The 26,787-nt window shown below is 47.9% G+C and carries 20 protein-coding genes and 1 pseudogene; 11 read left to right on the forward strand and 10 right to left on the reverse strand.

From position 1 onward, the window contains the following. From ACNA7P_RS09105 to ACNA7P_RS09120, 4 genes are all read left to right on the forward strand, one after another. Positions 1-614: type II toxin-antitoxin system HipA family toxin (locus tag ACNA7P_RS09105; RefSeq protein ID WP_416258315.1), on the forward strand; the 614-nt coding region annotated here is incomplete at its 5' end. A gap of 48 nt (positions 615-662) precedes the next feature. Next, positions 663-2,192, forward strand: coding sequence for a M24 family metallopeptidase (locus ACNA7P_RS09110; protein WP_416258316.1), 1,530 nt, complete (start codon positions 663-665; stop codon positions 2,190-2,192). A gap of 36 nt (positions 2,193-2,228) precedes the next feature. After that, on the forward strand, positions 2,229-3,584 hold the full coding sequence (locus ACNA7P_RS09115) for an ethylbenzene dehydrogenase-related protein (protein ID WP_416258317.1): 1,356 nt from the start codon (positions 2,229-2,231) through the stop codon (positions 3,582-3,584). A gap of 80 nt (positions 3,585-3,664) precedes the next feature. Next, entirely contained in the window at positions 3,665-4,234 is a 570-nt protein-coding gene (locus ACNA7P_RS09120; protein WP_416258318.1) for a gamma-glutamylcyclotransferase, read from the forward strand. Between the two features lie 2 nt (positions 4,235-4,236). On the opposite strand, the gene ACNA7P_RS09125 is transcribed toward ACNA7P_RS09120, so the two are convergent. The 4 genes from ACNA7P_RS09125 to ACNA7P_RS09140 all read right to left on the reverse strand — a co-directional run bounded on the left by ACNA7P_RS09125 (position 4,237) and on the right by ACNA7P_RS09140 (position 8,224). Next, on the reverse strand, positions 4,237-4,419 hold the full coding sequence (locus ACNA7P_RS09125; RefSeq protein ID WP_416258319.1) for a DUF2892 domain-containing protein: 183 nt from the start codon (positions 4,417-4,419) through the stop codon (positions 4,237-4,239). Positions 4,420-4,518: 99 nt separating this feature from the next. Continuing rightward, the gene (locus ACNA7P_RS09130; RefSeq protein WP_416258320.1) at positions 4,519-5,508 is read right to left on the reverse strand and encodes a LacI family DNA-binding transcriptional regulator; all 990 of its coding nucleotides are present in this window, start codon (positions 5,506-5,508) and stop codon (positions 4,519-4,521) included. 29 nt (positions 5,509-5,537) lie between these two features. After that, positions 5,538-6,866, reverse strand: a complete 1,329-nt coding sequence (locus ACNA7P_RS09135; protein WP_416258321.1) for a glycoside-pentoside-hexuronide (GPH):cation symporter — start codon at positions 6,864-6,866, stop codon at positions 5,538-5,540. Further along, positions 6,863-8,224: a GH1 family beta-glucosidase gene (locus ACNA7P_RS09140; RefSeq protein ID WP_416258322.1), complete on the reverse strand. Its 1,362-nt coding sequence runs from the start codon at positions 8,222-8,224 to the stop codon at positions 6,863-6,865. The genes ACNA7P_RS09135 and ACNA7P_RS09140 overlap by 4 nt, the downstream gene beginning before the upstream one ends. A gap of 99 nt (positions 8,225-8,323) precedes the next feature. On the opposite strand from ACNA7P_RS09140, the gene ACNA7P_RS09145 reads away from it, so the two are divergent. Continuing rightward, positions 8,324-9,556 (forward strand): sugar MFS transporter, encoded by a 1,233-nt coding sequence (locus tag ACNA7P_RS09145; RefSeq protein WP_416258323.1) that lies wholly within the window; start codon positions 8,324-8,326, stop codon positions 9,554-9,556. Then, entirely contained in the window at positions 9,556-12,078 is a 2,523-nt protein-coding gene (locus ACNA7P_RS09150) for a glycoside hydrolase family 3 protein (protein ID WP_416258324.1), read from the forward strand. The genes ACNA7P_RS09145 and ACNA7P_RS09150 overlap by 1 nt, the downstream gene beginning before the upstream one ends. Positions 12,079-12,208: 130 nt before the next feature. Here the strand turns inward: ACNA7P_RS09150 and ACNA7P_RS09155 are convergent, their stop codons facing one another. The 4 genes from ACNA7P_RS09155 to hexR form a co-directional block, all read right to left on the reverse strand. Beyond that, entirely contained in the window at positions 12,209-15,178 is a 2,970-nt protein-coding gene (locus tag ACNA7P_RS09155) for a TonB-dependent receptor (protein WP_416258325.1), read from the reverse strand. A 32-nt stretch (positions 15,179-15,210) separates the two neighbouring features. Then, on the reverse strand, positions 15,211-17,847 hold the full coding sequence (locus ACNA7P_RS09160) for a family 16 glycosylhydrolase (RefSeq protein WP_416258326.1): 2,637 nt from the start codon (positions 17,845-17,847) through the stop codon (positions 15,211-15,213). A gap of 188 nt (positions 17,848-18,035) precedes the next feature. Continuing rightward, positions 18,036-19,049 carry a type I glyceraldehyde-3-phosphate dehydrogenase gene (gene gap, locus ACNA7P_RS09165; RefSeq protein ID WP_416258327.1) on the reverse strand — a complete coding sequence of 338 codons (1,014 nt, stop codon included), beginning with the start codon at positions 19,047-19,049 and terminating at the stop codon, positions 18,036-18,038. 24 nt (positions 19,050-19,073) lie between these two features. After that, positions 19,074-19,922 carry a transcriptional regulator HexR gene (hexR, locus tag ACNA7P_RS09170; protein ID WP_416258328.1) on the reverse strand — a complete coding sequence of 283 codons (849 nt, stop codon included), beginning with the start codon at positions 19,920-19,922 and terminating at the stop codon, positions 19,074-19,076. 192 nt (positions 19,923-20,114) lie between these two features. On the opposite strand from hexR, the gene zwf reads away from it, so the two are divergent. Genes zwf through ACNA7P_RS09195 form a run of 5 tightly spaced genes read left to right on the forward strand, consistent with a single transcriptional unit; the run spans position 20,115 to position 25,802 of the window. After that, a complete protein-coding gene (zwf, locus tag ACNA7P_RS09175; RefSeq protein WP_416258329.1) occupies positions 20,115-21,590 on the forward strand; it encodes a glucose-6-phosphate dehydrogenase in 1,476 nt (491 codons plus the stop codon). A gap of 32 nt (positions 21,591-21,622) precedes the next feature. After that, the gene (gene pgl, locus ACNA7P_RS09180) at positions 21,623-22,315 is read left to right on the forward strand and encodes a 6-phosphogluconolactonase (RefSeq protein ID WP_416258330.1); all 693 of its coding nucleotides are present in this window, start codon (positions 21,623-21,625) and stop codon (positions 22,313-22,315) included. 3 nt (positions 22,316-22,318) lie between these two features. Continuing rightward, positions 22,319-24,133, forward strand: a complete 1,815-nt coding sequence (gene edd, locus ACNA7P_RS09185; protein WP_416258331.1) for a phosphogluconate dehydratase — start codon at positions 22,319-22,321, stop codon at positions 24,131-24,133. Between the two features lie 12 nt (positions 24,134-24,145). Next, a complete protein-coding gene (gene glk, locus ACNA7P_RS09190; protein WP_416258332.1) occupies positions 24,146-25,144 on the forward strand; it encodes a glucokinase in 999 nt (332 codons plus the stop codon). Between the two features lie 13 nt (positions 25,145-25,157). Continuing rightward, complete coding sequence (locus ACNA7P_RS09195) at positions 25,158-25,802, forward strand: bifunctional 4-hydroxy-2-oxoglutarate aldolase/2-dehydro-3-deoxy-phosphogluconate aldolase (RefSeq protein ID WP_416258333.1); 645 nt, start codon at positions 25,158-25,160, stop codon at positions 25,800-25,802. A gap of 96 nt (positions 25,803-25,898) precedes the next feature. On the opposite strand, the gene ACNA7P_RS09200 is transcribed toward ACNA7P_RS09195, so the two are convergent. Continuing rightward, a complete protein-coding gene (locus tag ACNA7P_RS09200) occupies positions 25,899-26,108 on the reverse strand; it encodes a cold-shock protein (protein WP_416258334.1) in 210 nt (69 codons plus the stop codon). Positions 26,109-26,526: 418 nt separating this feature from the next. Continuing rightward, positions 26,527-26,787, reverse strand: a pseudogene (locus ACNA7P_RS09205) (DEAD/DEAH box helicase); the annotation flags it as partial.

Raw genomic sequence — 26,787 nt, forward strand, 5'->3', positions numbered from 1 at the left:
CTGCGGCAGCTAATAGTAATGCTATTGCTTGGCTAGCAGTAAAGCGCTTCGATTGGGTAAATAATACTCAAGGGCACCCTATAGATGCTGAAAGCAAGAGTGGCCGGTTACATATGCTCAGCGCCTGCGCCTTGCTTGATGCTGATTACCGTACGCCCAGTTTAGATTACGAAGAACTCATAAAAGCAAGCCGTACACTCTGCCAATCACCTGCAGTTGGCAGGCTACAGTTTTGCCGAGCGGTATTTAATTTGTTGGCTTGTAATCAAGATGATCACAGTAAAAACTGGGCTTTTTTACAAAGCGATAACGGGTTGTGGGAAGCAGCGCCATTTTATGATGTAACGTTTAGCCCTCACCCCTTTTCTGAGCATGCTACAGCATTCGCAGGCTTCGGGAAAAATCCACCATTATCAGCTATGCAAAAGCTAGCCGCACGCGCTGGTTATAGTTCGTGGCATCAGGCACAAATTGATATTCAGCGCGTTGCTGAAACAGTGGCAAACTTTACTCAGGTTGCCCATGATTTTGGTGTAGGCAAGCAAACTACTGCTTTAATTCAGCAACAATTGAACCGCGTGCATCGTGAAAACAAGCACTTGTTCAAAAGCTAAATCTACTGTGAGATGCACGCTCTTGTAGCCTAGCCACTAATTGCGCTAGTGTTAGTACTCATTGGTGTGGGCGTGTATTATGGCTTTATTGAATATGATGGTGTATTGCCATCTATTTTCCTAACAATGCATACTCGGAACAAAAACAATAACGAGGGCCTGAAGGTGAAGCAGAAAACATTAACGAAAAATCGGTTTATTTTAGCCATATTGCTCGGCGGCACCATGCTTACTTCCACAGCATGTGCGGCAACAAACCAAGCCAATTACGATAGTGAATATACGCCTAGCCAAGGGCGAGTAATTAGCTCGGCCGATGAATTTGCAGTGTTACAACACCGAGATCGCATTGCGCCAGAAAACGCCATGCTCGAGCAGCGCTTGCATACCTTGCTGCCCCAACTAATGGCCGAAGCCAATTTAGATATGTGGTTGGTGATTAACCGCGAGTATGCCGAAGATCCGGTGTATTTCAGCTTAGTTCCGCAACCTACCTTTGCGGCACGCCGCACCACTATGTTGGTGTTTAATAAGTTGGCCGATGGCTCGGTTGAGCGCTTGTCAGTGAACACTTACCCACTTGGTAGCCCATATGAATCAGCATGGTCTGGTGGTGATCTCGATGAACAATGGGCGGCGTTAGCGGCGTTGATTGTAGAGAAAAATCCCGCGCGCATTGGTATCAACGTATCGAAACACTGGCCGGAAGCCGATGGTTTAACCCGAGGCATGCACGATCGATTAACCGAAGTGCTGCCAAGCGCGCTGCAGAATCGGCTGGTGCCCGCTGAAGATTTAGTGGTGCGTTGGCTAGAAACCCGCACCGAAGCAGAACTTGATGTATTCGCGCATGCAGTAGGTTTGGCGCGTGGCGTGATAGCAGAAGCATTCAGCTCTCGCGTAATCACCCCCGGTGCTACCACCACCACTGATGTGGAATGGTTTATTCGCCAACGCTTTGAAGATTTAAGCCTGCCGATTTGGTTTATGCCGTATGTAACCTTTCAGCGTGAAGGTATGGAATGTGCCCCAGAAACTCCGTTTTGTAGTAGCGGTAGTGGCGTAATTCAGCGCGGCGATGTGGTGCACACTGATGTGGGCATTTGCTACCTGAAAATGTGTACCGATACGCAAGAAATGGCTTACGTGTTAAAGCGCGATGAGAACGATGTGCCACAAGGCCTGAAAGATGCACTACGCACTGGCAACCGTTGGCAAGATATTCTTACCGATAACTTTGTTACTGGCCGCACCGGCAATGAAATCTTAGCCGCTACCCGTGCCGAAAACGAACGCCAAGGTATTGTAAGCAGCACCTATACTCACCCAATTGGTTTCTTCGGCCATGCGCCTGGGCCAACAATTGGCATGTGGGATAACCAAGGTGAAACAGCTGTGAATGGTGATTGGCCATTGTACCCAAATACCGCTTATGCGATTGAGGGGAACATTAAGCAGCCGCTACCCGAGTGGGGCGGGCAAACTATTCAAATTATGCTCGAGCAAAGTGCCTATTTTGATGGCGAGCGGGTGATTTACCTTGCCGGCCGTAAAACGAAATGGCACCTAATACGCTAACCAGTGCTCTTAAATTCGCGAATATAGGAGGCTTCCATGCGTTACTTAATTCACAAATCTGTTGCTGCCGCGCTAACTGGTTTAGCGCTAGTTGCCTGTTCACCTGCTTCGGAACCATTGCAACAAAAATTTCAACAGCAATCCGAGCAGGCCCCTACGGATGCAGCGCAAGAGCAATTGCGTACGTTGTATGTGGCCGCCGAATACGATGAAAATTCGTTTCGGCTGCATTATCGCATTGCCGTAGCAACACCGAGTTGGTATCACCAATACTGGCGTTTTCACAATGGTGAGTGGGTACGTATGGGCTCTGGTGCCGATGGCCCAGACGAACATGGTTTATACGAAGATCGCATTAGCATGATGCTTGATGATGGCTCGGTAGAAGGCTTCCGGCGCTACGGCGGTTGGATGCTAATTAACCCGGGTATGCGTAGCCTTGATTCAGCCGCGAGCGCCGAAGAAGTTCGCGCTCACCCAATTTTAGGGGAGCAAATGGGTCGCTCTGATGTGCGTAAGTTTATTCCGCAATCGCGCACCACCGATCGGTATACCAACCCCGCATCATGGCAAGATGTAAAACCGCTGGAAGAGATAGCGGCCATGCAAGAGCGCGGTGAATTCCTGGATTTGTGGCAATGGCGGGCACATCGCTCGAACCCTATCGGTTACGCCGATAATACCTATGTATTGCATTATCGGCTAAGTTCGGAAGGGCGCGGGATGTACACCGATAACCAAGCCAATGAACTACCACAACCAGCCTTTATGTTTGATAAAGAAAAAACCGGCCTTACCGCGCTTTCCTGGGATGCCCTAATAAACCGCGAGTACAGCCAAGATGATTGGTATTACTTGAATGAAGAAAACGCTGTGCCCTTTGCTACCGAGCACGAGTGGCAAGAAGGCGATGTGCTGCCATTTCGTTTACTACGCGAGCCGCAGGGCCCACGCGGCGCAATTCGCGCTAACGGCAGCTATGCTGATGGCTATTGGCGCGTAACGCTAGAGCGCAGCCTAGCCAGCCCTAACCCACTGGATAGTAAAGCACTGCAGCCGGGTGAAATTTACCACGTAGCCTTTGCCGTGCATCAAGGCGGTGTGGGTGCTCGCCACCATGATGTATCGTTACCACACTCCCTTGGGCTTGGCGTAGATGCGGATATTGTTGCCCACTATAGCGAACAACCTATGCCAGAAGATGAGCTGCAATGGCATGCAGTACATATCATTAATCCTGGGCAAGTAGATTGGCATTGGCTTACTAGCCAACACCCGGGGGCGGGTTTAATTCGTGGCAATGTAGAGCTAGGGGTGCAGCAGCATCACAATTATTTACCGCTGTTTCAGCGCTATATTGAACGGCACGAAGCCGAGCTTTCGAAAGAATAGTTCACCCCAACACTCAAGCATGCGGGCAACGTAATAAATGGCGTTAATATGTTTGCTACCTTAATGGCGAATGAGTAGATATGTCTTACAACACCGTATTGGAAAACCAGCAACGCCAGCCACTCGATCATCTTGATTCGGTGTGGCTGTTTGGCTACGGCTCCTTGATTTACAAAACCGATTTTCCCTTCCTGCAAAAAAAACCGGCGCTTATTTATGGCTGGCAGCGGCGATTTTGGCAGGGCTCCCATGATCACCGCGGCACGCCTGAGCACCCTGGGCGAGTAGCTACCTTAATTGAAGCCGCAAACCAGCGCTGCGTAGGTATGGCGTACGAAGTAACGCCCGATGTGTTTGCGCACCTTGATCATCGTGAGAAAAATGGCTATTTGCGTTTTTTTACTGAGTTTGCATGGCTTGATGGTTCAGGCACAGTTGAAGGATTGGTGTATGTAGCGGGGCCAGATAATGAAGCATATTTAGGGCAAGCAAGCGAACTAGAGATCGCCGAACATATTGCGCGTTCAGTTGGACCAAGCGGCCCAAATAGCGAGTATTTATTGAAACTCGCTACGGCTTTACGCCAACTGAACACTACTGATGAACATGTATTTGCTATTGAAAAAGCATTGTTAGCACTACATCGCTAATGTTACGGCGCTTTACAGGTATTAATGCCGAACACTCGATATAAACCACAGAATCTAAACACCCCAGTAGCTATTAGTGCAACGCCGAGAATCCACCAGAAGTTACCGGCGGTAATGCTCCATACCGCGATCGCTAAGCCTACTAGAATTCGAATGATACGATCTACATTGCCAACGTTTGTCATGATCAACCCTCTTGGTTATTTAATGTTAACGCTTACTAATATAGCCTATTTCTAGTGTATATGTAGGGCAACCCATAGAAAGGGTGTGCGCATTTCGCATTAGGTAGAATCGCGTACTATCAGTTGCGGAATAAAGAGCGCCTGCAAATCTTCAATCGGCCGTTGGTACACGCGCTTTAGTACCCAGCGGGCAGCCATTTGGCCGATTTCAGCCACGGGGTAATCAATAGTGGTGAGTTTAGGATGGGTATAATGAGAAAAATTGATGTTATCGAAGCCAATAACTGCAACTTGCTCGGGAATATCTAGGCCAGCTTCATGAGCAGCGGTAATTGCACCCGATGCCATTTCATCATTGCCGCATACTAACGCGGTAAAAGCGTGCCCTTGCTCGCGCAAATGATTAAAGCCATTTACACCGCCAGTTTCTTGGAAATCACCTTCATAAAACAGGGCTTTGTTCTCGCATACAGCAAACTTTGCCAGCGCTTTTTGGTGGCCGTTATAGCGCTCTTGCGCATCGTGCTTCCATAATGGCCCGGAAATATAGGCTATATCCCGATGCCCCTGCTGCAACATATATTCGGTAGCTAAGTAGCCACCTTGTTCGTTATCGAGGGTAATGCAGCGTTCTTCTATGCCGGCTACCATGCGGTTAATTAATACAAAGGGTAAACCACTTTCAGCAAGTTCCACTAAATACGCATCGTGTACTGCTTCTACGTGCAAAATCAGCGCATCACAATTCCGGCTGCGTAAAAATTCGATACTATCGCGCTCAAGATCGGCGTTACTGTGGCCAGCGGCAATAATTACGTGCTTGCCGGCTGCGCGAAACTCATTTTCTATGCGGCTCAGCAGCTCACCGTAAAACGGGCCGCCAAGCTCTGAAACCACAATACCAATACTATTCGAGCGATTGCTCGCCAATGATTGCGCTACCGAATTCGGCCGATAGCCTAGCTCTTGCATCGCGGCTTCAACTTTTAAACGAGTGGCTTCACGAACCGGTACGGTGTTATTGATTACCCGCGATACCGTAGCAAGGGATACTCCCGCTAATTCAGAAACTTGGTAAATTGTTGCCATAGTATTTTGAATCTCGTGTACAGCCGCTATTATCGTGATTGTTGCGAAAGCTCGTTGGCAATTTCTTCCACACGAGCATTATTTAGAGTGTACCCGCGCATTACCCAAGCAACAAGTAATGAAGTGATAGCAGGCAATACAGTAAAGGCAAACAGAATACCCAATTGCGCATCAGCAGTTTGCTCCTGGTTCGGTTGGTAGCCGGAAAATGCTAGCCACCAACCGGCAATTGCTCCACCAATGGCAATACCAATCTTAATGAAGAATACCACCGAAGCATATACTAAGCCGGTTGCCCGCATACCCGAATTCCGTTGTCCTAAATCTACCGTATCGGCAATTTTTGCCCACAGCATGGGCGTGGCCATTTGTAAAAAGAAGCTCCACAAGAAATAAAACACGAAAGCTAACACGAGTTGATCTGGGCGAACCCAAAAGGCAGCTAAAGAAAACAGCGCTGCAATAATTTGCAGTGCTTTATAAGCTTTTACTTTATCTACGAAGCGAACGAGCGGTGCTGCTAACGCAACGCCAAGAATATTGCCTACCATACCTAAGGAAATAAATGGCGTAATCAAATCTTCACGCACTAAGTAATACTTAACATAAAATATCGCCAAGGTGTTTTTAATGGCGATACCACACAGCAGCAGCACCGCCACCACCGCTAAGGTGCGCATAGCATCATTTTTCCATACGCTTGCTAGCGCGGCTTTAAACTTTAATTGCTGATCGGCAGGTGGGTGTACCCGCTCTTTTGTGCCTAAAAAACACAACACAAACAGCAACACACCCACGGCGCTCATTGCCGCTATCGTAAGCTGATAACCAAGTTCGCGATTACCTTGGCCAAACCACTGCACAAGCGGCAGGGTAAGCAAGGTTACAATAAGGCCGCCGAGCATACCGAACACGAACCGATATGATTGCACCGATACGCGCTCTTTTGGATCTTTAGTAATGGCGCCACCAAGTGCCGAATAGGGGATATTAATGGCCGTGTACGCCAGCATAAGCATGGTATAGGTGATGTACGCGTAGATTACCTTACCCCTATCGCCCAAATCAGGCGTGGTAAAAGCAAGAATGCTACACACTGCAAATGGAATCACCAACCATATTAAATAAGGCCGGAACTGGCCAAAGCGGGTACGGGTGTTATCTGCTAAAAACCCCATCAGCGGATCGGTAATGGCATCCAGCAACCGCACTACGAGGAACATCGTGCCTACGGTTGCTGCGGAAATACCGAATATATCCGTATAAAAAAAGGCTAAAAACAACATCACAGTTTGGAAAATTAGATTACTTGCTGTGTCACCAAAGCCGTAAGCAATTTTTTCTCTATGCGATATCATAATGCCTCTGCCACCTGAGTATGAAGTTTGCGAGCTTGCCAGAATTGCCGCAGCGCTCGGCCACTATCTTTAAGAATACGTTGCTGGCTATCGAAATTCACGTGAACAATACCGAAGCGTTGAGTGTACCCTTCTGCCCACTCAAAGTTATCTAATAAGCTCCAAGCGAAATATCCGCGAATAGCCACGCCTTGTTCAATACAGCGATGAACTGCCAACAAGTGGCCATTATAGTAATCGATTCTGGCCTCATCATGCACTCGATTATTCACCACTTCATCCGGAAATGCTGCGCCGTTTTCGGTAATGTAAATTGGTGGCAGCTTACCCAGCGTATGTTGTAAATCCGTGAGCACCTCGGTGAGCCCTTCTGGATATATTTCCCAGCCCATCGTGGTAAGTGGCGGTTCTGTAGGCGGCACATCTGAAAACCAATCGTTTTTATTGCGGAACACCGTTCGGGTGTAGTAATTCACGCCCAGAAAATCGATTGGCTGAGAAATAATTTGCATATCACCTAGGGCAATTTCTGGGCGCTCATGTGCAGCTAAACGCCCCAGTAAATCAGGATAATTACCTGTGAGTATGGGCTGTAAGTACCACAAATTATGATAGGCATGAGCCATTGCAGCAGCATTGCGATCGGCGGCACTATCAGTCGCCGGATGGCACGGGCTAAAATTTAGCACAATGCCATGTTCAGCATTCGGTGCGTGTTTTTCTAAAATAGGCATCGCTAGGCCATGCGCTAACAATAAATGATGCGCAGCCTGCCGGCCTTTCTTACGATCTTTAAAGCCGGGTGCATGAATACCCGCTTCATAACTTAAATAGGCACTACAGAACGGTTCATTTAATGTGGCGTAGCTGGCTACTGTATCACCCAGTGCTTGCGCCACCACTTCTGCATATTCAGCAAACTTATGTGCAGTTTCGCGATTTAGCCAACCACCCTTATCTTCCAGATACTGCGGGAGATCCCAATGGTACAAGGTAACGTGCGCGCTAATGCCAAGCGCGGCTAACGCATCTACTAAGCGCACATAAAAAGCCAGCCCGTTTTCGTTAACACTGCCGTTAGCACGAATTACTCGGCCCCACGCAATCGAAAAACGATAGGCATCAACACCAAGGCTGGCGATTAAATCTACATCATCACGCCAGCGCTGCACATGTTCACAGGCAACAAGGCCATCGCTGGCATCTTTAATGCGGCCCGGTTGTTGGCAAAAGGTATCCCAAATGCTGGGTTCGCGTTGATCAGCGGCCCCTTCAATTTGAAAAGACGAGGTAGCAACACCGAAAATAAATTCGCTGCTGAGTAATTCTGAATGTTCTGGAAGGCTTATTTTTTTCATAAGGATTGCGAAACCGTTCAATTATGCTATAAATGAAAGCGCTTTCATAATAGGCTATAATTAAGCCAAAGGTCAAAAAATAATTATATCGAGGCAGCTATGACCCATAACAACAACCAATATCGGTTCGCGCTCACCGCGCTTACCTCGCTCTTCTTCATGTGGGGCTTTATCACATGTTTAAACGACATTCTTATTCCCTATTTGCGCTTACTGTTTGATTTAACTTACGCGCAATCAATGCTGATTCAATTTTGCTTCTTCGGTGCATACTTTATTGTTTCTATTCCTGCCGGATTATTAATAGGCAAAATAGGCTATAAATCGGGCATTGTTACGGGGCTAATGGTTGCCGGCGCAGGCTGTGTTTTGTTCTATCCAGCCGCCATGATGGAAGTGTATGGATTATTCTTGTTCGCACTGTTTGTACTCGCTTCTGGCATTACCATTTTGCAAGTAGCCGCCAACCCTTACGTTACTGTATTGGGTGAACCAAGCACCGCATCAAGCCGCCTCACCATGACCCAAGCCTTCAATTCACTCGGTACTACAGTGGCACCATTCTTCGGCGCTTGGCTAATATTTGGTGGCATGGCAGACCCAGAAGTAAACGGCGTAACCAATGAAACTGTTGCCCTACCCTACTTTATTCTTGCCGCTACGTTGATTCTGATGGCGATCATTTTTATCTACTTGAAACTGCCCGATATGGGCCGCGCAGATCCGGCCCTAGCCTTGCCAAACGAAGGTTCAGCATGGCGCCAACGCCACCTCGTGTTAGGTGCGGTTGGTATCTTTATGTATGTGGGTGCCGAGGTAAGTATCGGCAGTTTCTTAGCAATGTATCTAGCCTTGCCAGAAATTGGCGATATGAGCATGTCGCGGGCTTCCCACTATATTTCTTGGTACTTTGGTGGCGCCATGGTAGGCCGCTTCTTAGGTGCGGCGATTATGCAAAAAATCTCCGGTAACCGAGTATTAGCCTTCAATGCCATTGCCGCCGTGCTGTTACTTGCCACCACTATAACCTCGTCTGGTACCCTAGCAATGTGGTCATTGCTCTTTGTGGGCTTGTGTAACTCAATTATGTTCCCAACTATTTTCAGCCTAGCACTACAAAACCTTGGTTCAAGCCGAGGCCAAGGCTCTGGTATTCTCTGCTTAGCGATTGTGGGCGGTGCAATTGTTCCGCTTGCGCAAGGTTTCTTGGCCGATCAGGTAGGTATCCAGATGTCGTTCATTCTGCCAGTGCTTTGCTACATCTACATTTTCTATTATGGCGTGCGAGGATACTTACCTCGTGCAACTCAAACGGCACAGGAGGTAGCCTAATGCACTATTCTTGTTTTCGAAAAACACCGCTAGCGGTTGCTATCGCGTTTGCGTGTACCTACGCTTTAACCGCATGTACCGATGCCAGCGATAGCCCATATGCTAGCCAACACAGCAACGATATATGGCCGTATATTGAATCGCCTGTTGGCCTTAATGATGAGCTTGAAGCGCGCATTACCGAACTAATGGGCGGCATGACCCTTGAACAAAAAATTGCCCAAATGATTCAACCAGAAATCCGTGATATCACTGTTGAAGATATGCGCAAGTATGGTTTTGGTTCGTATCTCAATGGTGGCGGTTCGTTTCCAAATAACGATAAGTATGCCACGCCAGAAGATTGGATCGCCTTGGCTGAAGCCATGTACAAGGCATCTATCGACGACAGTTTAGATGGCTCATCTATTCCTACTATGTGGGGAACCGATGCGGTGCATGGCCATAACAATGTTATTGGCGCCACCATATTTCCGCATAACATTGGCCTTGGTGCTGCCAACAACCCGGCATTAATTGAAGAGATTGCCGCTGTTACCGCCCGTGAAGTAATGGTAACTGGTATCGATTGGGTATTTGCCCCCACAGTTGCTGTAGCCAAAAACCTACGTTGGGGCCGCACTTACGAGAGTTATTCTGAGAATCCAGCGATTGTGCGAGATTATGCCGCCTCTATTGTTACTGGCCTGCAAGGTGAAGTGGGCGTTGATTTTCTTGATGATCAACGGGTAATTAGCACGGTGAAGCACTTTGTAGGTGACGGTGGCACTACCGACGGCATCGATCAAGGCGATACTGTGGTTGATGAACAAACCCTGTTTGATGTGCATGCACAGGGTTATGTAGGCGGCCTTGGCGCTGGTGCGCAAACCGTGATGGCCACCTTTAATAGCTGGAATGGTGAAAAAATTCACGGCAGCCATTACCTACTTACAGAAGTACTGAAAGAAAAAATGGGCTTCGATGGTTTAGTGGTAGGCGATTGGAATGGCCACGGCCAAATTCCAGGCTGCAGCAACGATAACTGCCCGCAAGCTGCGAACGCCGGTTTAGATATCTTTATGGTGCCTACCGATGCGTGGCAACCTCTTTATTACAACTTAATCAACCAAGTTCGCGAAGGAATTATTCCGCAAGAACGGGTAGATGATGCAGTGCGCCGAATTTTACGAGTAAAAATGCGCGCAGGCTTGTTCGATAAGCCAAGCCCCGCTAATCGCCCGTTCGCCGGCAGAACAGAGCTCATTGGTGCTGCTGAGCACCGCGCCGTGGCGCGTGATGCGGTTCGCCAATCACTGGTACTACTCAAAAATAACGATCAGTTACTGCCGCTGAACCCTCAACAGCGTATTCTGGTAGCAGGTGAAGCGGCTGATCATATTGGCCAACAATCCGGCGGCTGGACCATTAGCTGGCAAGGCACTGGTAACAGTAACGAAGATTTTCCTGGGGGCACTTCAATTTACCAAGGCATCGCTGATCAAGTAGAAGCAGCAGGCGGTAGTATTGAGCTTGCTGCAGATGGCCAGTTTAACGAACGGCCCGATGTAGCCATTGTTGTGTTCGGCGAACAACCTTACGCGGAAGGCAATGGCGACATCGCCAATCTTGATTTCCAACGCGGTAACGCAATCGATTTGGCGTTATTACACAGTTTGCGTGAACAAGGAATTCCAGTGGTAAGCCTGTTTATCAGTGGCCGGCCAATGTGGGTAAACCCTGAACTTAACGCCTCAGATGCCTTTATGGCGGTATGGTTGCCAGGTAGTGAAGGGCAAGGCGTAGCCGATGTAATTTTACGTGATGCCGAAGGCAACGTGCAGTTTGATGTTACCGGCCGCTTACCATTCTCATGGCCTGCCACACCTAATGCCGAACAAACGCTGCTGCAACTTGGAATGGGCATGAGCTTCGGTGATGCCGATATATTAGATGGCGCACTGCCAGAAGATATGGGCTCAGAACTAGAAACCGAAGCATTAGTAGTGTTTGAACGCGCCGTGCAACAACCTTGGCTATTAGAGTTAAGCAGTTCCGGTTCACGCAGCATTGTGGCGAGCTCGGTACAGGCACTTCGCGCCATTCGCACAGAAACCTTCGATGACCGCGTGCAAGAAGATGCCCGTAGGTTGTATTTCTCGGGCGAAGAAGAAGCCGGCTTCAGCTTGGTTACTCCGTTCCCGCGTGATCTACGCGCGTATGATACCGAGGTGAGCGCACTATCCGTTACCTTGAAAACAGAACGCACCGTGCCGGAGAACGTGCAATTTAACTTGTACTGCGGTGAAAACTGTAACGTGAGTACAAATATTGCCGCTGAACTCGCAGAATTGCCTGAAAACGAATGGCAAACACTGAAGTTCAGCTTAAGTTGCTTACAGGAAGCGGGCTTTAATTTAGCGCAAGTTGGCAGTGCCTTTGGCCTGAGTACTGAATCTGCGTGGCAAGTAAGCTTTAACGATATACGTTTTGTTCCAGAGGTTGCAGAAGGCGCTGATACGATTTGTATCGGCAACGAGTAACAACCAAGCCAGCAGCACACTGGAGTAGTTAAAAGAAAACCCGCACTGCAAACTGCAGTGCGGGTTTTTTTGTGGGGCCATCCTTGATTCTAATCTCTTCCTTGACCAGGGCTACTTACATGTTCTTATATTAGAAGCTATAACGTGCCGCTAACGTGTAACGTGGGCCATACTGGCGGGCAAATAAGAACTGATTCTTAAAGCGACCATAACCTTGTTCCGTTTCATTCGTTAGGTTAAGCCCTTCGAAGAAAATAGTGAAGTTCTCGGTTACCGCATAGTTCACACTCATATCCCATTGGCCGTAAGCTTTCGCGTATTGTGGTGGCGCATCAGCTGAGCCCTGCGATTGGCCTACACCAATCAAATAGCTATCACGCCATGCGTAGGTAAGCTTAATAGACCAACCATGCTTCTCATAAAACCCTTGCACGTTCGCAGAATCACTAAGGCCTGTTAATGGCGCTTGCTGGGTTAAGCTGTTGTTATCAAACTTCACATCGCCTGTTACTAGGGTAGCATTTACGCCAAAGCCAAAGCCGGTATCACCAATTACGTGTTGTAAGGCAAGCTCCACACCCTCAACCGTTTTGCTATCGGTATTGGTAGGTTGCGATATTTGCCAAACCATTAATGGATCATTCGCATTCGGCTCAATTACACCATTTTCGTTACCAAAACCAAGCGCCAGCATTTCATCAAAAATTGCTGTGCTGGTAGGCTGTTCGCCACGCGCCTCAAGGGAAGCAACAGCTTGTTGATAACGCGGTCCGGCAGCGATATCACGCAGGCCATCAATAGTGGTTTCGGTAATCGTGCTTTGAATGAAGTTATCAACTGATTTGCGGAATAAACCCACGGCCGCATAACTGCCCGGCGCGTAGTAATACTCTAATGCTAAATCAAGATTGGTAGATTCAAATGGCAATAGGCTGGTATTACCTTGCCCACCCGAGCGAGCACCCGGGCGCGGGCTACCACTCAACGAGCGGCCTCCTGAGAGGGCCCCTAATGGTGCACGAGAAATGGTTTTACCCGCCGAGAATCTACCCACGAGCTGATCAGTAAGTTCAATTCTGAAATCAATGTTCGGTAACAACACATTGTTCGAACCGGTAAGCGTAAGAAAACTTACTTGATCTTGTGGCTCATATTGCATAATCCACTCAGAAGCACTTACCCAGTTTACTTGCCGTTCAACACGCTGCCGCACGCGGCTGGTTACATCGGTTGTTTCGTAGCGTAAACCAACGTTAACATTTGCTGGCATATCGCGAACATAAAACTCCCAATCAGATTGCACAAAAATTGCGTCTGTTACTTCGTTTACGTAGCTTTCGCTAGTAATCCCGTTAATGTAGGGATCGGCCAAATATACGTCATCACCCATCAAATCTCGGGTTAAATACGCCATCTGGCGGGCAACTGCCTCATCATAATCAAAGGTGTAATAGTAGTTGGTTAATAAATCACTACCACCACCACTAAATTGATCGAGGAAATTACCGGTTTCCACACGTGTAAACATGCTATCTGGGAAGATTTGCGTAAACGAAGGATTAAACCCTGGGCCGCCGCGCAAACCACTCCATGCGGTATACCCACCCATATCTTGGTCGGTACGCGAAACACCTGCGGTTACTTTCGTAAGCGGAATATTAAAGGTATTGATATTCCGCCAATCGGTTCTGAATTGATATTGCTGAACCGTAGATTCTGCAGGGCGATGGAAAAATTGGCTGAAATTCGAATCAATTTCGCCTGCTCCCAGCACATTCGTGCCGTTATTCCAATTAACCTGCATTTGTGGAATATCGCCACTGCGATAATCATATATTTTCGAGCGGAGTTGATCTGAGCCTAATATAACCTGGCCAAAATGACCACTACCAGGATCGGCGCCGTCATTGGTTTTAGTATTAGAATCATGCACATCAAACCAAAGGCTCAACGAATCATTCACTTCATACTCAAGGTTCAAACCGATAGAACGCGAACGCACTTCGGTGGTACCTTTTTCCGCAGTAAACGAGCCATCATTACCCGCTATATCGGCAAAAATTGCGGTGCCATCGGCATCTAATTCATACGCATTAATATTGCCGCCAAACTCGTTCCATATACCCCAACCAAATGATTCTGTTCCGGTTAAGCTGCGGCTAGCAGTGTAATCGGTGGTAATCATTAAGCCATCTACTGGAGCAAATTGCAGAGTTAATTGGCCATTCGTACGTTGCTGGCTTACATCCGCAAATCCGTAGTTCATATCTTTTGGAAAGAAATGATTACCTACACGGTTGCCTTCTTCATCAATAGGCCGCGGATCAATAACACTGCTGGCATCTAAGTTACCTGGAAGTGGCACATTCGCTTGCCACCCTTGCACATTAGCCTGCTGGGTTTGGAAATCACGGCGATACTGAGAAATTGAGAACGCCACACCGAAGCGATCATCAGCAAAACTATCGCTATAAATAGCGGATAATTCCGGGGTAACGGTGTCACCTTTCACTACCGAAGAATCGTGTACACCTTTCGCCATCAGCACAAGGTTTTGGCCACTACGCTCTAATGGGCGTGTAGTTACGATGTTTACGGTAGCACCTAAACCACCACTAGGCGTGGCTGCGCGCCCGGTTTTATATACTTCGAGTGCGCTAACCCCTTCCGAGGAAAGGTTTTCTAGATTGTATGAGCGGGTAAAGCCCGTACCTGGCATTTGTCGGCCATTTAACGTAATTAAGTTAAACTCCGGGCCAAAGCCCCGCACCGTAATTTGGCTCCCTTCACCATTCACCCGGCTTACCGTTACACCGGTAATCCGCTGCAATGATTCCGCTAAGTTGGTATCTGGAAACTTACCCATTTCCTCGGCAGAGATAGCATCAACGATGCCATCACTGTTGCGCTTAAATTGCGTTGAGCGCGCCAAACTACCCAGAATACCGCGAACTTGAATAACTTCTATCGCTTGTTCTTGTTCCGCTTGTTCTTCTTGCTCTGTTGTTTCTTGTGCGTACAGCGGAGACATCAAACCAGCGGTGAGAATTACCGACACTGCAGCTGCTACAGGGCTTTTCATAAACGTTATTTTTTTCATGATTCTTTTATCCGTTTTGTGCGCTGTACGCGTTAAAAGTTGTCAATTTTTACGTTATCAATTTGATAAATCGTACCTTGACCCGAACCCCAAGCAGGGAACACCATAATCACGTTGATATCGCTTAAATCTAATCCTGCTGCAGATAAATCTTGCAAGGAAAAGTGATATCGCGCCCATTCACCAGTAGCCGGTTCAATGCCGAAGTTACCTGCAGAAAGGGGCAATTCCACTGCCGTTGCCGCTCCGGTAGATTCAATTTTAAACAGCCAATTGGTTTCACCATTGGTTGGCTGTTGCACAATACGCATATCAAAACCTACAGCGCCATTACCGATTAAGTGCCCAGCATCAAACGATACATCTTCGTCTGCAAGGAACCCGAGCACCGTTTCTGGCCAGCCTAGAATTTCAAACTGCGCAACACGGCCGTAAGGCGCATCTTCCTCAACAATTTGTGGCGTGCTGCCAGCACAGCAATCCCATAATGACCAACCCGCAACAACGTTATCAGCAAAGATAGTTAAACCGCTTGCACCTGCGCTTGGGTCATAAATACGCGCCTGATCTACACGATAAACTGCACCTTCACCCGTTCCCCATGCTGGGAAGATCATTACTACATCAATGGCAGATACATCTAAGCCTTGATCCGATAGCGTTTGTAAGCTGAAGGTATAAGTTGCCCATTCACCTACCGTAGGCGCATTACCCGCATTACCAGTAGCCAGCTCTACTTCAACTTCAGTAGCAGCGCCATCTGATTCAATTTTGAATAACCAAAATGAATCTGGGTTGTTGGGTGCATCTACCACTTTCATATCGAATTGCACTACACCATCCACCAAGATTGCTGAGGCATCAAACTGAATACCACTACCATCGGCTGGCTTAAAGCCCATTACCGTAGGAGCTGATCCAACAACAAACTCCGCAACTGGCCCACGCTCTTCATCTTCCACCACGTTGGGTGTAGAACCGCCACAGCAATCCCACATTGGCCAATCTGGATTTTCCCCACCATCAAATAGAACAAGTTCTGGTGAATCGCCCAGCGGTGCTTCAATTTTCACATTGGTTAATAAATATTCTGCACCTTCACCTGTTCCCCACGCTGGGAAAACCATTATTACATCAATGCCCGATACATCTAATCCTGCATCAGCTAATGATTGCAGTGTATAGGTAACCGTTTGCCACTCGCCAGTGCCAGGCGCTAAGCCTTCTTCACTTGCAGCAATGGGGATCTCTACCTCGGTTGAACCTTCGTTACTTTCAATCTTAAATAACCAAGTGGTTTCCGCATTCGGCTGTGAAAGTACTTTAATATCAAACTTCACTGAGCCTGTTGCCAGAATTGGTGAGGCATCAAAGGGCGAAGCCGAACCGTTTGGATCAGTAATAAACGCAGAACGCGAAATAAAGCCATTCACCGTTGGGCTTGCACCTACAGTAAAGCGATATGCTGGGCCTGCCTCTTCATCGTCAACGATATCTGGAGTAGAACCACCACAACAATCCCATGCTGGCCAGTTTGGATTTGGAGTGCCATCAAAAATAGTAAGGTTACGAGCTACACCGTCTGAAGGCGGCGAAGGAATCGGCGCTTCACCTTGCACTAAGGTTTCTTCATCTTTGTAGCCTGCACGAATCGTTTCACAGCCGCGGCCAGTGTTTGGATTCGAAGCACATTCATACACGCGTACATAATCGATTTCAAAGGTTTGGCCGTTGGCAAATGCATCGGCATCAATACCTAATTCATTCACATTTTCTGGCCAGTTACCGCCTACGGCTAGATTCAGCAATAAATGGAAACGCTGATCAAACGGCTGCGGACCATACACCACCTCTAAATCGCCCGTGGCCTGATTGAAGAACTCCGCAAACCAACCGCGATGGCGCAAACCTACCAACTCGCCGCGGCTATTTCTGCGCGGCAAGGATTGTGTTTGCGTTTGATAAAGATAGCCATCTACATACCAACGAATTTCACCCTCTTGCCATTCAATCGCGTATGTATGGAAGGCATCAGCTGGGTTTGCACCGTTGGGTAATGCATACGCTTTCCCCGAATTTGAATTGTTCGGTGCGTCGCGGCCGTAATGCAAGGTACCGTAAACACGAGTTTCCGGTTCACCTTCTGCAGTTAAGGCACCTAAGTTCACTGCCTCAACAATATCGATTTCACCAGATTTTGGCCAACCACCATATACTTCATCAGTTGGCATCATCCATGCGGCAGGCCAAGAGCCTTGCCCGCGTGGCATTTTCGCTCGCACTTCAATGCGGCCATATTTAAAATCACCTTTATGGCGGCTATTTAAACGCGCAGAGGTATAGGGTAAATCAGCGCCTTCATCAGCAGGAAGCGCCACAATTTTCAGCGTACCATCTGATACAAAAGCATTCTCAGGGTTATCGGTATAGCACTGCTGCTCTTGATTACCGCCCCCCCTACAGTTTACTTCTATATTCCATTTGTTCGGATCAATTCGGTTTCCGGCAAATTCATCACTCCACACTAACTGCCAATCATCTACTGGCGAAGTGGTATCTACGGCGTCGAAGTCTGAAACAGTCTTCACATCATCACTACCACAGCCAACGAGGCCGATGGTAAGTAAGAGCGCCGCTATTGAGCTCTTGGTTATTCTGCTGTTGTACATAACTGAGTTCCTGGTTGTTTACTCATGTTGTTTTACGTTTTTTATTATGAGGCGAGTTCTATTTTATGAAAGCGCTTTCATAAAATAGAACAAGAAGGTTTTATCGTCAATCGTTGGCGTAGAAAAATTGTTATTTATTTGTACGGTTTGTTCTGAATAGTTGACAGGGTGTTCATTTACAAGGGTATTTAGCGAGGAGCAGAATGCCACGCTATGGTGGTATCTAGCATGCGTTGGCTAAACCCCCATTCATTATCATACCAAGCCATTACTTTCACTAAACGGCCACTTACACGGGTTTGGCTAGCATCAAATATGCACGAACTCGGGTTATGGTTAAAATCAGCAGAAACTAACGGCAACCCATTTACGCTTAAAACTTTGCCTAAATCGCCTTGCTCAGCTGCGCGCTCGATAATCGCATTCACCTCAGCAACACTAGTTGCTTTGCCAGCAATGAACGAAAGATCAACCAAACTCACATTCGGGGTTGGCACACGAATCGCCAAACCATCAAAACGCCCATGTAATTCGGGTATTACCAATCCTACTGCCGCGGCTGCACCGGTTTTGGAAGGAATCATAGAAAGCGCTGCCGCTCGCGCTCGCTGCGGATCTGTATGCAAGGCATCGGTGAGGTTCTGATCGTTGGTATAAGCATGCACCGTGGTCATTAAGCCATTCTCAATGCCAATCGCTTCATGTAGCGGTTTCGCCATAGGCGCCAAACAATTGGTGGTACATGAAGCATTTGAAACAATTTCATGCTCAGCACGAAGAGTATGATGATTTACACCATATACAATGGTGGCATCGGCGTTTTTCGCCGGCGCAGAAATTAATACTTTTTTGGCGCCCGCCTGCAAATGTAACGCAGCCTTTTCACGTTCAGTAAAAAGGCCACTGCACTCATACACCACATCAATGTTCATCTCTTGCCATGGCAAATCAGCAGGGTTACGGCAACTTAGCATCTGAATTTTATGGTTACCAATCGTAAGCTCGTTATCCTTATGGGCAACTTCGCATGGCAGCACGCCGTGCACAGAATCAAACTTCAGTAGGTGCGCGTGCACATCAGCATCACCCAGATCATTAATGGCAACAATCTCCACATCATCTGCCATCGCTCGCTCGTACCAAGCCCGAACAATATTTTTACCGATTCGGCCAAACCCGTTAATCGCAACTCTAATCGTCATATAAACTCCACGTTATTTTTCAGTTTAAGAGCGCTTTTCATAGCGAGAATCTCTTAAGGCTGCTTTAATTTGCCGAAGCTTTTCCTGCAGCTCAGGCCCTTGTTTTAGCGTGTATCCGGTAACCAACACATCAATTAATACTAACTGCGCAATACGCGAGGCCATCGGCATATACACATCGGTGTCTTCTGGAACATGGGTGGCCAACACAATAGAGCACTCTTCCGCAAGCGGGCTTGCGGCGGCGGTAATACCAATTACCATGGCACCGGATTGCCGGGCTAAGGCTGCGATTTCACAGAGCGCCTTGGTTCTACCGGTATGGCTAATAAACACAATTACCTCGTTGGGCTGCGCGTTAATCGCGGCGGTTTTTTGCATCAACACATCATCTGAAAACTGCACCGGCGTAGCGAAACGCAAAAATTTATTCTGGGCATCGTGTGCTACCGAGGCCGAGGCTCCTAAGCCAAAAAATGAAATGCGTTCGGCGCTCGCGAAAGCTTCGATAGCCTTATCCATAGCAGCAATATCTAAGCAGCGGCGGGTAATGCTTAATGAGGCCATAGTAGATTCAATAATCTTGGCTACTAAGCTTTCTGTGCTATCGTTCTGTTCCACATGCCGGTTCACATACGGTGTTCCCCGGGCGATGCTTTGTGCAAGTTGTAGCTTGAAATCTGGGTATCCCTTGGCGCCCATCGAACGGCAGAATCGATTTACCGTGGGCTCACTCACTAAGGCTACTTGGGCAAGTATTGCTATACTCTGGTGCAAGGTTGCTTCTGGATCAGCAAGAATAACTTCAGCAACTTTACGTTCTGATTTGCTCAACCCTGCAAGTTCATGTTGTAACTTTTCTAAGAGTGTCATTACTTAAATCCTTTGCCGCTTTGTAATTAAATTACATTTTATTGGATTTTATTGCAATTGGTTGGTATGTTATTTTCAAATTAGGTAATAAAACTACATTTTAGTTGGCAAGCGTGCTGCTTTTTATTATCACTTTATTATTATTAAGATTGCGCGCGTTTTAGCCCATATATATCTAGCCGCGAGGTAACAATGGCATCCACTAATACCTGTTGCGATTTCATTTTGTTTGGCACATTAGGCGATTTGGCACGCAGAAAACTTTTGCCTGCGCTTTACCAACTTGAAAAAGCGAACTTACTCCATTCCAACACTCGCATTATTGGGGTGGCTCGCGATACGCTTGATAACGAAGCCTTTACTAATAAAGTGCATGCCAGCCTCATCGAGTTTGTAGGCAAAGATAGTGTTGATACCAGTGTGTGGCGCCGGCTTGCCAAGCGGTTGCATTACTGCGGTTTTGATCTTGCCAAGGCCAGCGATTACTCGGTATTAGCAGAAACAGTGAAAACATCTGAGAAACGCGCTGTAGTAAGCTACCTTGCCACGCCCCCACAGCTTTTTGCTACGATTTGCAAAGGCTTAAGCGAACAACAATTGGTTACTCCACAAGCGCGCATTGTGTTGGAAAAACCATTGGGCCACGATCTCGAATCATCGCGGCAGATTAACCAAGAAGTTGCTAAGTACTTTCAAGAATCACAAATTTATCGCATTGATCATTACCTCGGTAAAGAAACAGTACTTAATCTGCTCGCGCTGCGGTTTGCCAATCCAATTTTTGCCGATCAATGGAGCCATAACGCCATAGACCACATCCAAATCACTGCCGCCGAGCAAGTGGGTGTAGAAGGCCGCTGGAGTTACTATGATGATGCCGGCCAACTCCGTGATATGGTGCAAAACCATCTCTTACAAGTACTTGCGCTGATCGCCATGGAGCCACCAACACGGCTTGATGCCGAAAGTGTTCGCGAAGAAAAAGTGAAAGTGCTACGTTCACTAAGGCCCATTACCCAACAAAACGTACATGATGATACCGTGCGCGGCCAATATAGCGCTGGCTTTATTGGCGATAAAAAAGTACCCGGCTACCTAGAAGAAGAAGGTGCCAACGAAGTGAGTAAAACAGAAACCTTTGTGGCCGTAAAAGCGCATATCGATAATTGGCGCTGGGCTCAGGTGCCTTTCTATTTACGCACCGGCAAACGCATGGCGCAAAAGCGCACCGAAATTGTAATTAGCTTCAAGCCACAACCGCATAACATTTTCCACGAAACCATGAATCAGCTGCCGCCAAACCGGCTAGTAATTCGCTTACAACCCGATGAGGGCGTGGAAATTCAAATGATGAATAAGGTGCCTGGGCTCGGCAAGCAGATGCAATTAAAGCCCACCACCCTTGATTTAAGCTTCGATCAAACCTTCGAAAACCAACGCATTTCCGATGCTTACGAGCGGTTGTTACTCGAGGCTATTGAAGGCAACCAATACCTATTTGTGGCGCGTGAAGAAGTAGAACATGCCTGGAAATGGATTGATGGTATTCGCGATGCTTGGCAACAAACCGGTGAAGAGCCAAAAGGTTACCAATCTGGAAGTTGGGGGCCTGCTGCATCGGTTACCCTGATCGCGCACGATGGGCGCGAGTGGGATGATGATTTCTAAGCACATTCAACGCATCTATACGGCATAGCATAATGACATTAAATATTAATAAGTTTCCACATAACGAAGCCCTTACGCAGCAGCTAACCGAGCGCGTTGGTAGCATTCTTAGCGCGGCTGTAGCCGAGCGTGGGCATGGCTATTTAGTGGTATCTGGCGGGCGCACGCCGATCTCGTTTTTCGAGCAATTAGCGCAACAAGAACTGCCATGGGCGCAGATTACCGTACTGTTAGCAGATGATCGCTGGCTGCCCATCAGCCACGAAGCCAGCAATGAAGGCTTAGTGCGTAAGCATTTATTGCAACACCAAGCGGCCTCGGCAACTTTAGTAAGCCTGCTCACAGCGCATGATACCCCCGCCGAAGGGCTAGCTGAGCTGAATGAGAAACTAGCAGGCTTGCCGCGCTTTGATGCGGTAATTCTCGGCATGGGTGAAGATGGCCACACCGCTTCGTTATTTCCGGAAAGCCGGCAATTAGCGGAAGGCATGAACACAGATAACCCGGCCGTAGCCGTTACCCCGTTACATGCACCTTATGAGCGAATTTCGCTCAGTAAATCGCGCTTATTAAACACCCAGCTTCTATTCTTTCATTTAGTGGGTAACGCAAAAGCAACCGTATTAGCACAAGCACTGCAGGAAAATTCACAATTACCTGCTAGCGTTTTTTTGCAGCAAAGCCAGGTTCCCGTTGAAGTAATGCTAGCGGCACCTGAGGAGTAATCTATGCACAGTGTAATTGAACAGGTAACCCAACGCATTGCAGAGCGCAGCGCCGAAGAGCGGCAACAATATTTAGCGCGAATGCAAAAAGCTCAACATAAAGGCCCTCATCGAGGCGCCTTATCATGCGGTAACTTGGCCCATGGATTTGCAGCGTGCGGTAAAAACGACAAAGGCAATTTACGTAGCCTAACTCGCGCCAATATAGGCATTGTTACCTCTTACAACGATATGCTTTCGGCACATCAACCCTACGAAAGCTACCCCGAACAACTAAAGCAAGCAATTCGTGAAGTAGGCAGCGTGGCGCAAGTAGCGGGCGGTGTGCCCGCAATGTGCGATGGTGTTACTCAGGGCCAACCGGGCATGGAGCTCAGCCTATTAAGCCGCGATATAATTGCCATGGCGGCCGCAGTAGGCTTATCACACAATATGTTTGATGGCGGCTTAATGCTCGGTATCTGCGATAAAATTGTGCCTGGCTTATTAATTGCCGCCCTTAGTTTTGGCCACCTGCCGTTTGTTTTCGTTCCGGCAGGGCCAATGCCTTCGGGCATTACCAACAAAGAAAAAGCGAGAGTGCGCGAACTATATGCAGAGGGTAAGGTAAGCAAAGCTGAGCTGCTCGATGCTGAAGCCGCTTCCTATCATAGCGCCGGTACCTGCACCTTCTACGGCACTGCCAATTCAAATCAATTAGTAGTAGAGATGATGGGCCTGCAATTACCTGGTTCTTCATTTGTGCATCCCGGCACGCCACTGCGTAACGAACTTACGCGGGTTGCCGGCCAACAAGTAACGCGCCTTACCGATCTAGGCTCTGAATATACGCCAATTTCTGCCGTGGTTACGGCGAAAAGTATAGTAAACGGCATTGTTGGCTTGCTCGCAACCGGGGGCTCCACTAACCACACCATGCATTTAATTGCCGTGGCTCGCGCCGCTGGGTATATCGTGAACTGGGATGATTTCGCCGAACTATCTTCTGTAACACCACTGGTAACTCGTATTTATCCGAATGGTGAAGCCGATATTAATCATTTCCAGCGCGCTGGCGGTATGGCATTCCTAGTACGTACACTGCTCGAAGCAGGGTTATTGCATAATGATGTAAAAACCGTTGCGGGTGATGGCCTTGAGCGCTATACCAAGCGCCCGGAGTTAGAAAACGACAAAGTTGTTTGGCGCGATGGGCCTACCGAATCGTTTGATAACAGCGTATTACGAAGTGCGAAACAACCGTTTAGCTCGCATGGCGGGTTAGCCGTACTTAGCGGTAATTTAGGCCGAGCGGTAATGAAAACCTCGGCTATTCCGGAAGGTACCGAAAGCATTACTGCGCCAGCGGTGGTGTTTTCTAGCCAACATGAACTCGATCGTGCTTTTCAGGCGGGCGAGCTCGATAAAGATTGTATTGTAGTGGTACGCTTTCAAGGGCCCAAAGCCATTGGTATGCCCGAGTTACATAAACTAACCCCACCCTTGGGTGTTCTGCAGAAGCGCGGTTACAAAGTGGCATTGGTTACCGATGGCAGAATGTCGGGCGCCTCTGGCAAGGTGCCAGCCGCTATTCATGTTACACCCGAAGCGGTTGATGGTGGTTTGATTAGCAAAATCCAGCCGGGTGATTTAATCACTTTAGATGCGCAAAATGGCGTGTTAGAAGTGCTAGTAGAAAGCCAAGTATTGGCCCAACGCGAAGCTGCTACAATTGATTTAGCGGATAGCCATGAGGGCATGGGCCGCGAACTATTTACCACCTTGCGTGCGGGTTTGAGCGGCGCAGAATCTGGCGCCTGCGCCTTCTTTAACGAATAGAGAAATGATTTTATGGTGAGCAACACCGAGCAACTCGATATGAATACCCATGCCGTAGTAGCCGATATTGGTGGCACGAACGCACGTTTTTGTAGAATTAATCTGGCAACGTTCGAGCTGGATCGCATTCAGGTTTTTCCCTGTGCCGATTTTCCAACGCTCACATCTGTAATGACAGCGTATAGCAAGGAACAAGATGTGCCGTTAAAGCATGTAGCCATTGCCATCGCTTGCCCAGTTGATGCCGATGAAATTAACATGACCAATCATCACTGGCAGTTTTCTATTCGCAATGTGCGCAAAACCATGCAGCTGAAAACTTTTGTGGTTTTGAATGATTTTGCGGCCGCCGCAATGAGTATCGTTACGCTAAAACCCGCAGAACTAAAACAAATTGGCGGTGGCAAAATTAAGCCCAAAGCCCCCAAAGCAATACTCGGTGCGGGCACTGGCCTAGGCGTTGGCCACTTAATTACCATGGCAGATGGTTCGGTAATGCCATTACCTGGCGAGGGCGGGCATGTAGATTGGGCGCCCACCAATGAAAAAGAGTGGGCCGTGCACCGCTTTATTCACAACCGTTTTGGCCGCGTATCCGCTGAACGCATTCTTTCTGGCCCAGGTTTAGAAACGCTGTATTTGGCCTTAGCAGATTACCATGGCCGCAACGTTACGCCGCTAAGTGCAGCGAAAATTGGCCAACGTGCGCTAAGTGGTATCGATACCCTAGCACTGGAAACCGTTAATCAATTCTTCGAAAGCCTTGGCGGCTTCGCCGGTAATTTAGCGCTAAACCTCAATACCTATGGCGGCGTGTATATTGCCGGCGGGGTAGTGCCGAAGCTATTAAACCTAATGGCCACCTCAAACTTTCGCGCCCGCTTCGAGCACAAAGGCCGTTTTTGCAAAGTGGCAGAGGCCATTCCGTGCTTTGTTATTACCGCCGAATACGCCGGTTTACGAGGCGTAGGGCAATATTTGAAACAAACAATAGCACAGCAAAATTCGTAATTAAGGAACCCTCATGAGCTTCTCGAACTGGCGTTTATCGCCGGCACACATATTCCAGTTAACACCGGTAGTACCGGTAATGGTGATTGATTCCTTAAGCGATGCTGTACCCATGGCGGAAGCCCTGCTGCGCGCGAATATTTCCTTGTTCGAAATAACCTTGCGCACACCTGTAGCGCTGGAAGCCGTTACATTGCTGCGCGAAGCTATGCCCAACGCAGTAGTTGGTGCCGGTACCGTAACCACTGCCGCAGAATTAACCGCCGCGCGTAATGCCGGCGCGCAATTTGCCATTAGCCCCGGCATTACTGCAGAACTGCTGCAGGCTGGCAGTGCAGGTGATATTCCGTTGATACCCGGCGTAGCTACCATATCTGAGCTCATGCAGGCAAAAGCCGCGGGTTATGATCACCTAAAGTTCTTCCCTGCTGAAGCTGCTGGCGGCTGCGCCATGCTCAAATCGATAGCGGGCCCATTTCCAAATATAAAATTCTGCCCAACAGGCGGAATTCATCAAGATAACTTCCAAAATTATTTAGCGCTACCGAATGTAAGCTGTGTTGGTGGCTCATGGATATTGCCTAAGGATGCTGTTGCAGCAGGTGATTGGCAGCGAGTGCAAGAATTGGCTGAGCGCGCGGTGGCTGCAGCGAAATAAACATAAAAAAACGCACCTAGGTTTAACCCTTAGGTGCGTTCTAAGCTACATAATTCAAATAAGGCGGCTACCGTTAAGTAGCTACACCTCGTTTAATTACATTGCTACGATATTCTCAGCCTGAGGACCTTTAGGACCCTGGGTGATAGTAAACTCAACAGTTTGGCCTTCAGCTAAAGTTTTGAAGCCGCTGCTAGTGATTGCGCTGAAATGTGCGAACACATCAGGGCCACCTTGCTGCTCTAGAAAACCAAAACCTTTTGCTTCGTTAAACCATTTAACAGTACCAGTTACAGTATTAGACATAATTAATTATCCTGAAATTTATAAAATTAGAGTGCCCGTTAAGAGCGGAATTCGGAGAGAAAATAACAAAAATTAAATACTACAGGACGGAGGTAATTACGAATAATTCGGCAACGCAGTGAAGATCTAAATAATATTTACTATCCAACGCCGGCTAGGTTACTCCTATCTGAGTGAGAGTCAACGTTTCTTTTAGTTGAAAGCCATTTCAATATAAATCTATATGCGACACCTCCCGACGCAACCCTATGCTAACGTTAGAATGTCGCTTCCAAGGAAAGATACCTAGCTCGTAAAGCAGGAGCTTCGGTAATGCAGGAACGCAACCCGAGTTAGGGCACAGGAAGTGCCGGCAACTACCCTTCAATGAACAGAGTGTTCATACCGCGCTTCAATCTGCTTTGCTGGTAGCGAGTGATTAATAATGGGCACGAGCTATATATTCCGCCATTCGCAGTTCACATAGTTCCATTACATGAGCCTCAAACACATTACGCTCTTCAATTAGGATCTCGAAACTTGGTATTAACCGTTGATCACGTTCTACAAACCATGCATTTGATTCATTTTTATTCAAACCAGTGTAGGCCGCTACTGGATTTTTATTCCAATAGCCAAGCCATTCTTTACTGCTAGCGCTTAACTCTTTTTCCTTGGCGCCCAAATCACGAGCGAGCGC

The sequence above is a fragment of the Aliidiomarina sp. genome (genome assembly GCF_047920995.1).
Classification (GTDB): domain Bacteria; phylum Pseudomonadota; class Gammaproteobacteria; order Enterobacterales; family Alteromonadaceae; genus Aliidiomarina.

Bases quoted from the DNA above. Each gene is read 5' to 3' on its own strand.
- edd (WP_416258331.1), top strand. From the start codon at position 22,319: ATGCACAGTGTAATTGAACAGGTAACCCAACGCATTGCAGAGCGCAGC.
- ACNA7P_RS09160 (WP_416258326.1), bottom strand. From the start codon at position 17,847: ATGTACAACAGCAGAATAACCAAGAGCTCAATAGCGGCGCTCTTACTT.
- pgl (WP_416258330.1), top strand. From the start codon at position 21,623: ATGACATTAAATATTAATAAGTTTCCACATAACGAAGCCCTTACGCAG.
- zwf (WP_416258329.1), top strand. From the start codon at position 20,115: ATGGCATCCACTAATACCTGTTGCGATTTCATTTTGTTTGGCACATTA.
- ACNA7P_RS09200 (WP_416258334.1), bottom strand. From the start codon at position 26,108: ATGTCTAATACTGTAACTGGTACTGTTAAATGGTTTAACGAAGCAAAA.
- ACNA7P_RS09150 (WP_416258324.1), top strand. From the start codon at position 9,556: ATGCACTATTCTTGTTTTCGAAAAACACCGCTAGCGGTTGCTATCGCG.
- ACNA7P_RS09135 (WP_416258321.1), bottom strand. From the start codon at position 6,866: ATGATATCGCATAGAGAAAAAATTGCTTACGGCTTTGGTGACACAGCA.
- ACNA7P_RS09130 (WP_416258320.1), bottom strand. From the start codon at position 5,508: ATGGCAACAATTTACCAAGTTTCTGAATTAGCGGGAGTATCCCTTGCT.
- ACNA7P_RS09140 (WP_416258322.1), bottom strand. From the start codon at position 8,224: ATGAAAAAAATAAGCCTTCCAGAACATTCAGAATTACTCAGCAGCGAA.
- ACNA7P_RS09120 (WP_416258318.1), top strand. From the start codon at position 3,665: ATGTCTTACAACACCGTATTGGAAAACCAGCAACGCCAGCCACTCGAT.
- hexR (WP_416258328.1), bottom strand. From the start codon at position 19,922: ATGACACTCTTAGAAAAGTTACAACATGAACTTGCAGGGTTGAGCAAA.
- ACNA7P_RS09125 (WP_416258319.1), bottom strand. From the start codon at position 4,419: ATGACAAACGTTGGCAATGTAGATCGTATCATTCGAATTCTAGTAGGC.
- ACNA7P_RS09145 (WP_416258323.1), top strand. From the start codon at position 8,324: ATGACCCATAACAACAACCAATATCGGTTCGCGCTCACCGCGCTTACC.
- ACNA7P_RS09155 (WP_416258325.1), bottom strand. From the start codon at position 15,178: ATGAAAAAAATAACGTTTATGAAAAGCCCTGTAGCAGCTGCAGTGTCG.
- gap (WP_416258327.1), bottom strand. From the start codon at position 19,049: ATGACGATTAGAGTTGCGATTAACGGGTTTGGCCGAATCGGTAAAAAT.
- ACNA7P_RS09195 (WP_416258333.1), top strand. From the start codon at position 25,158: ATGAGCTTCTCGAACTGGCGTTTATCGCCGGCACACATATTCCAGTTA.
- ACNA7P_RS09115 (WP_416258317.1), top strand. From the start codon at position 2,229: ATGCGTTACTTAATTCACAAATCTGTTGCTGCCGCGCTAACTGGTTTA.
- glk (WP_416258332.1), top strand. From the start codon at position 24,146: ATGGTGAGCAACACCGAGCAACTCGATATGAATACCCATGCCGTAGTA.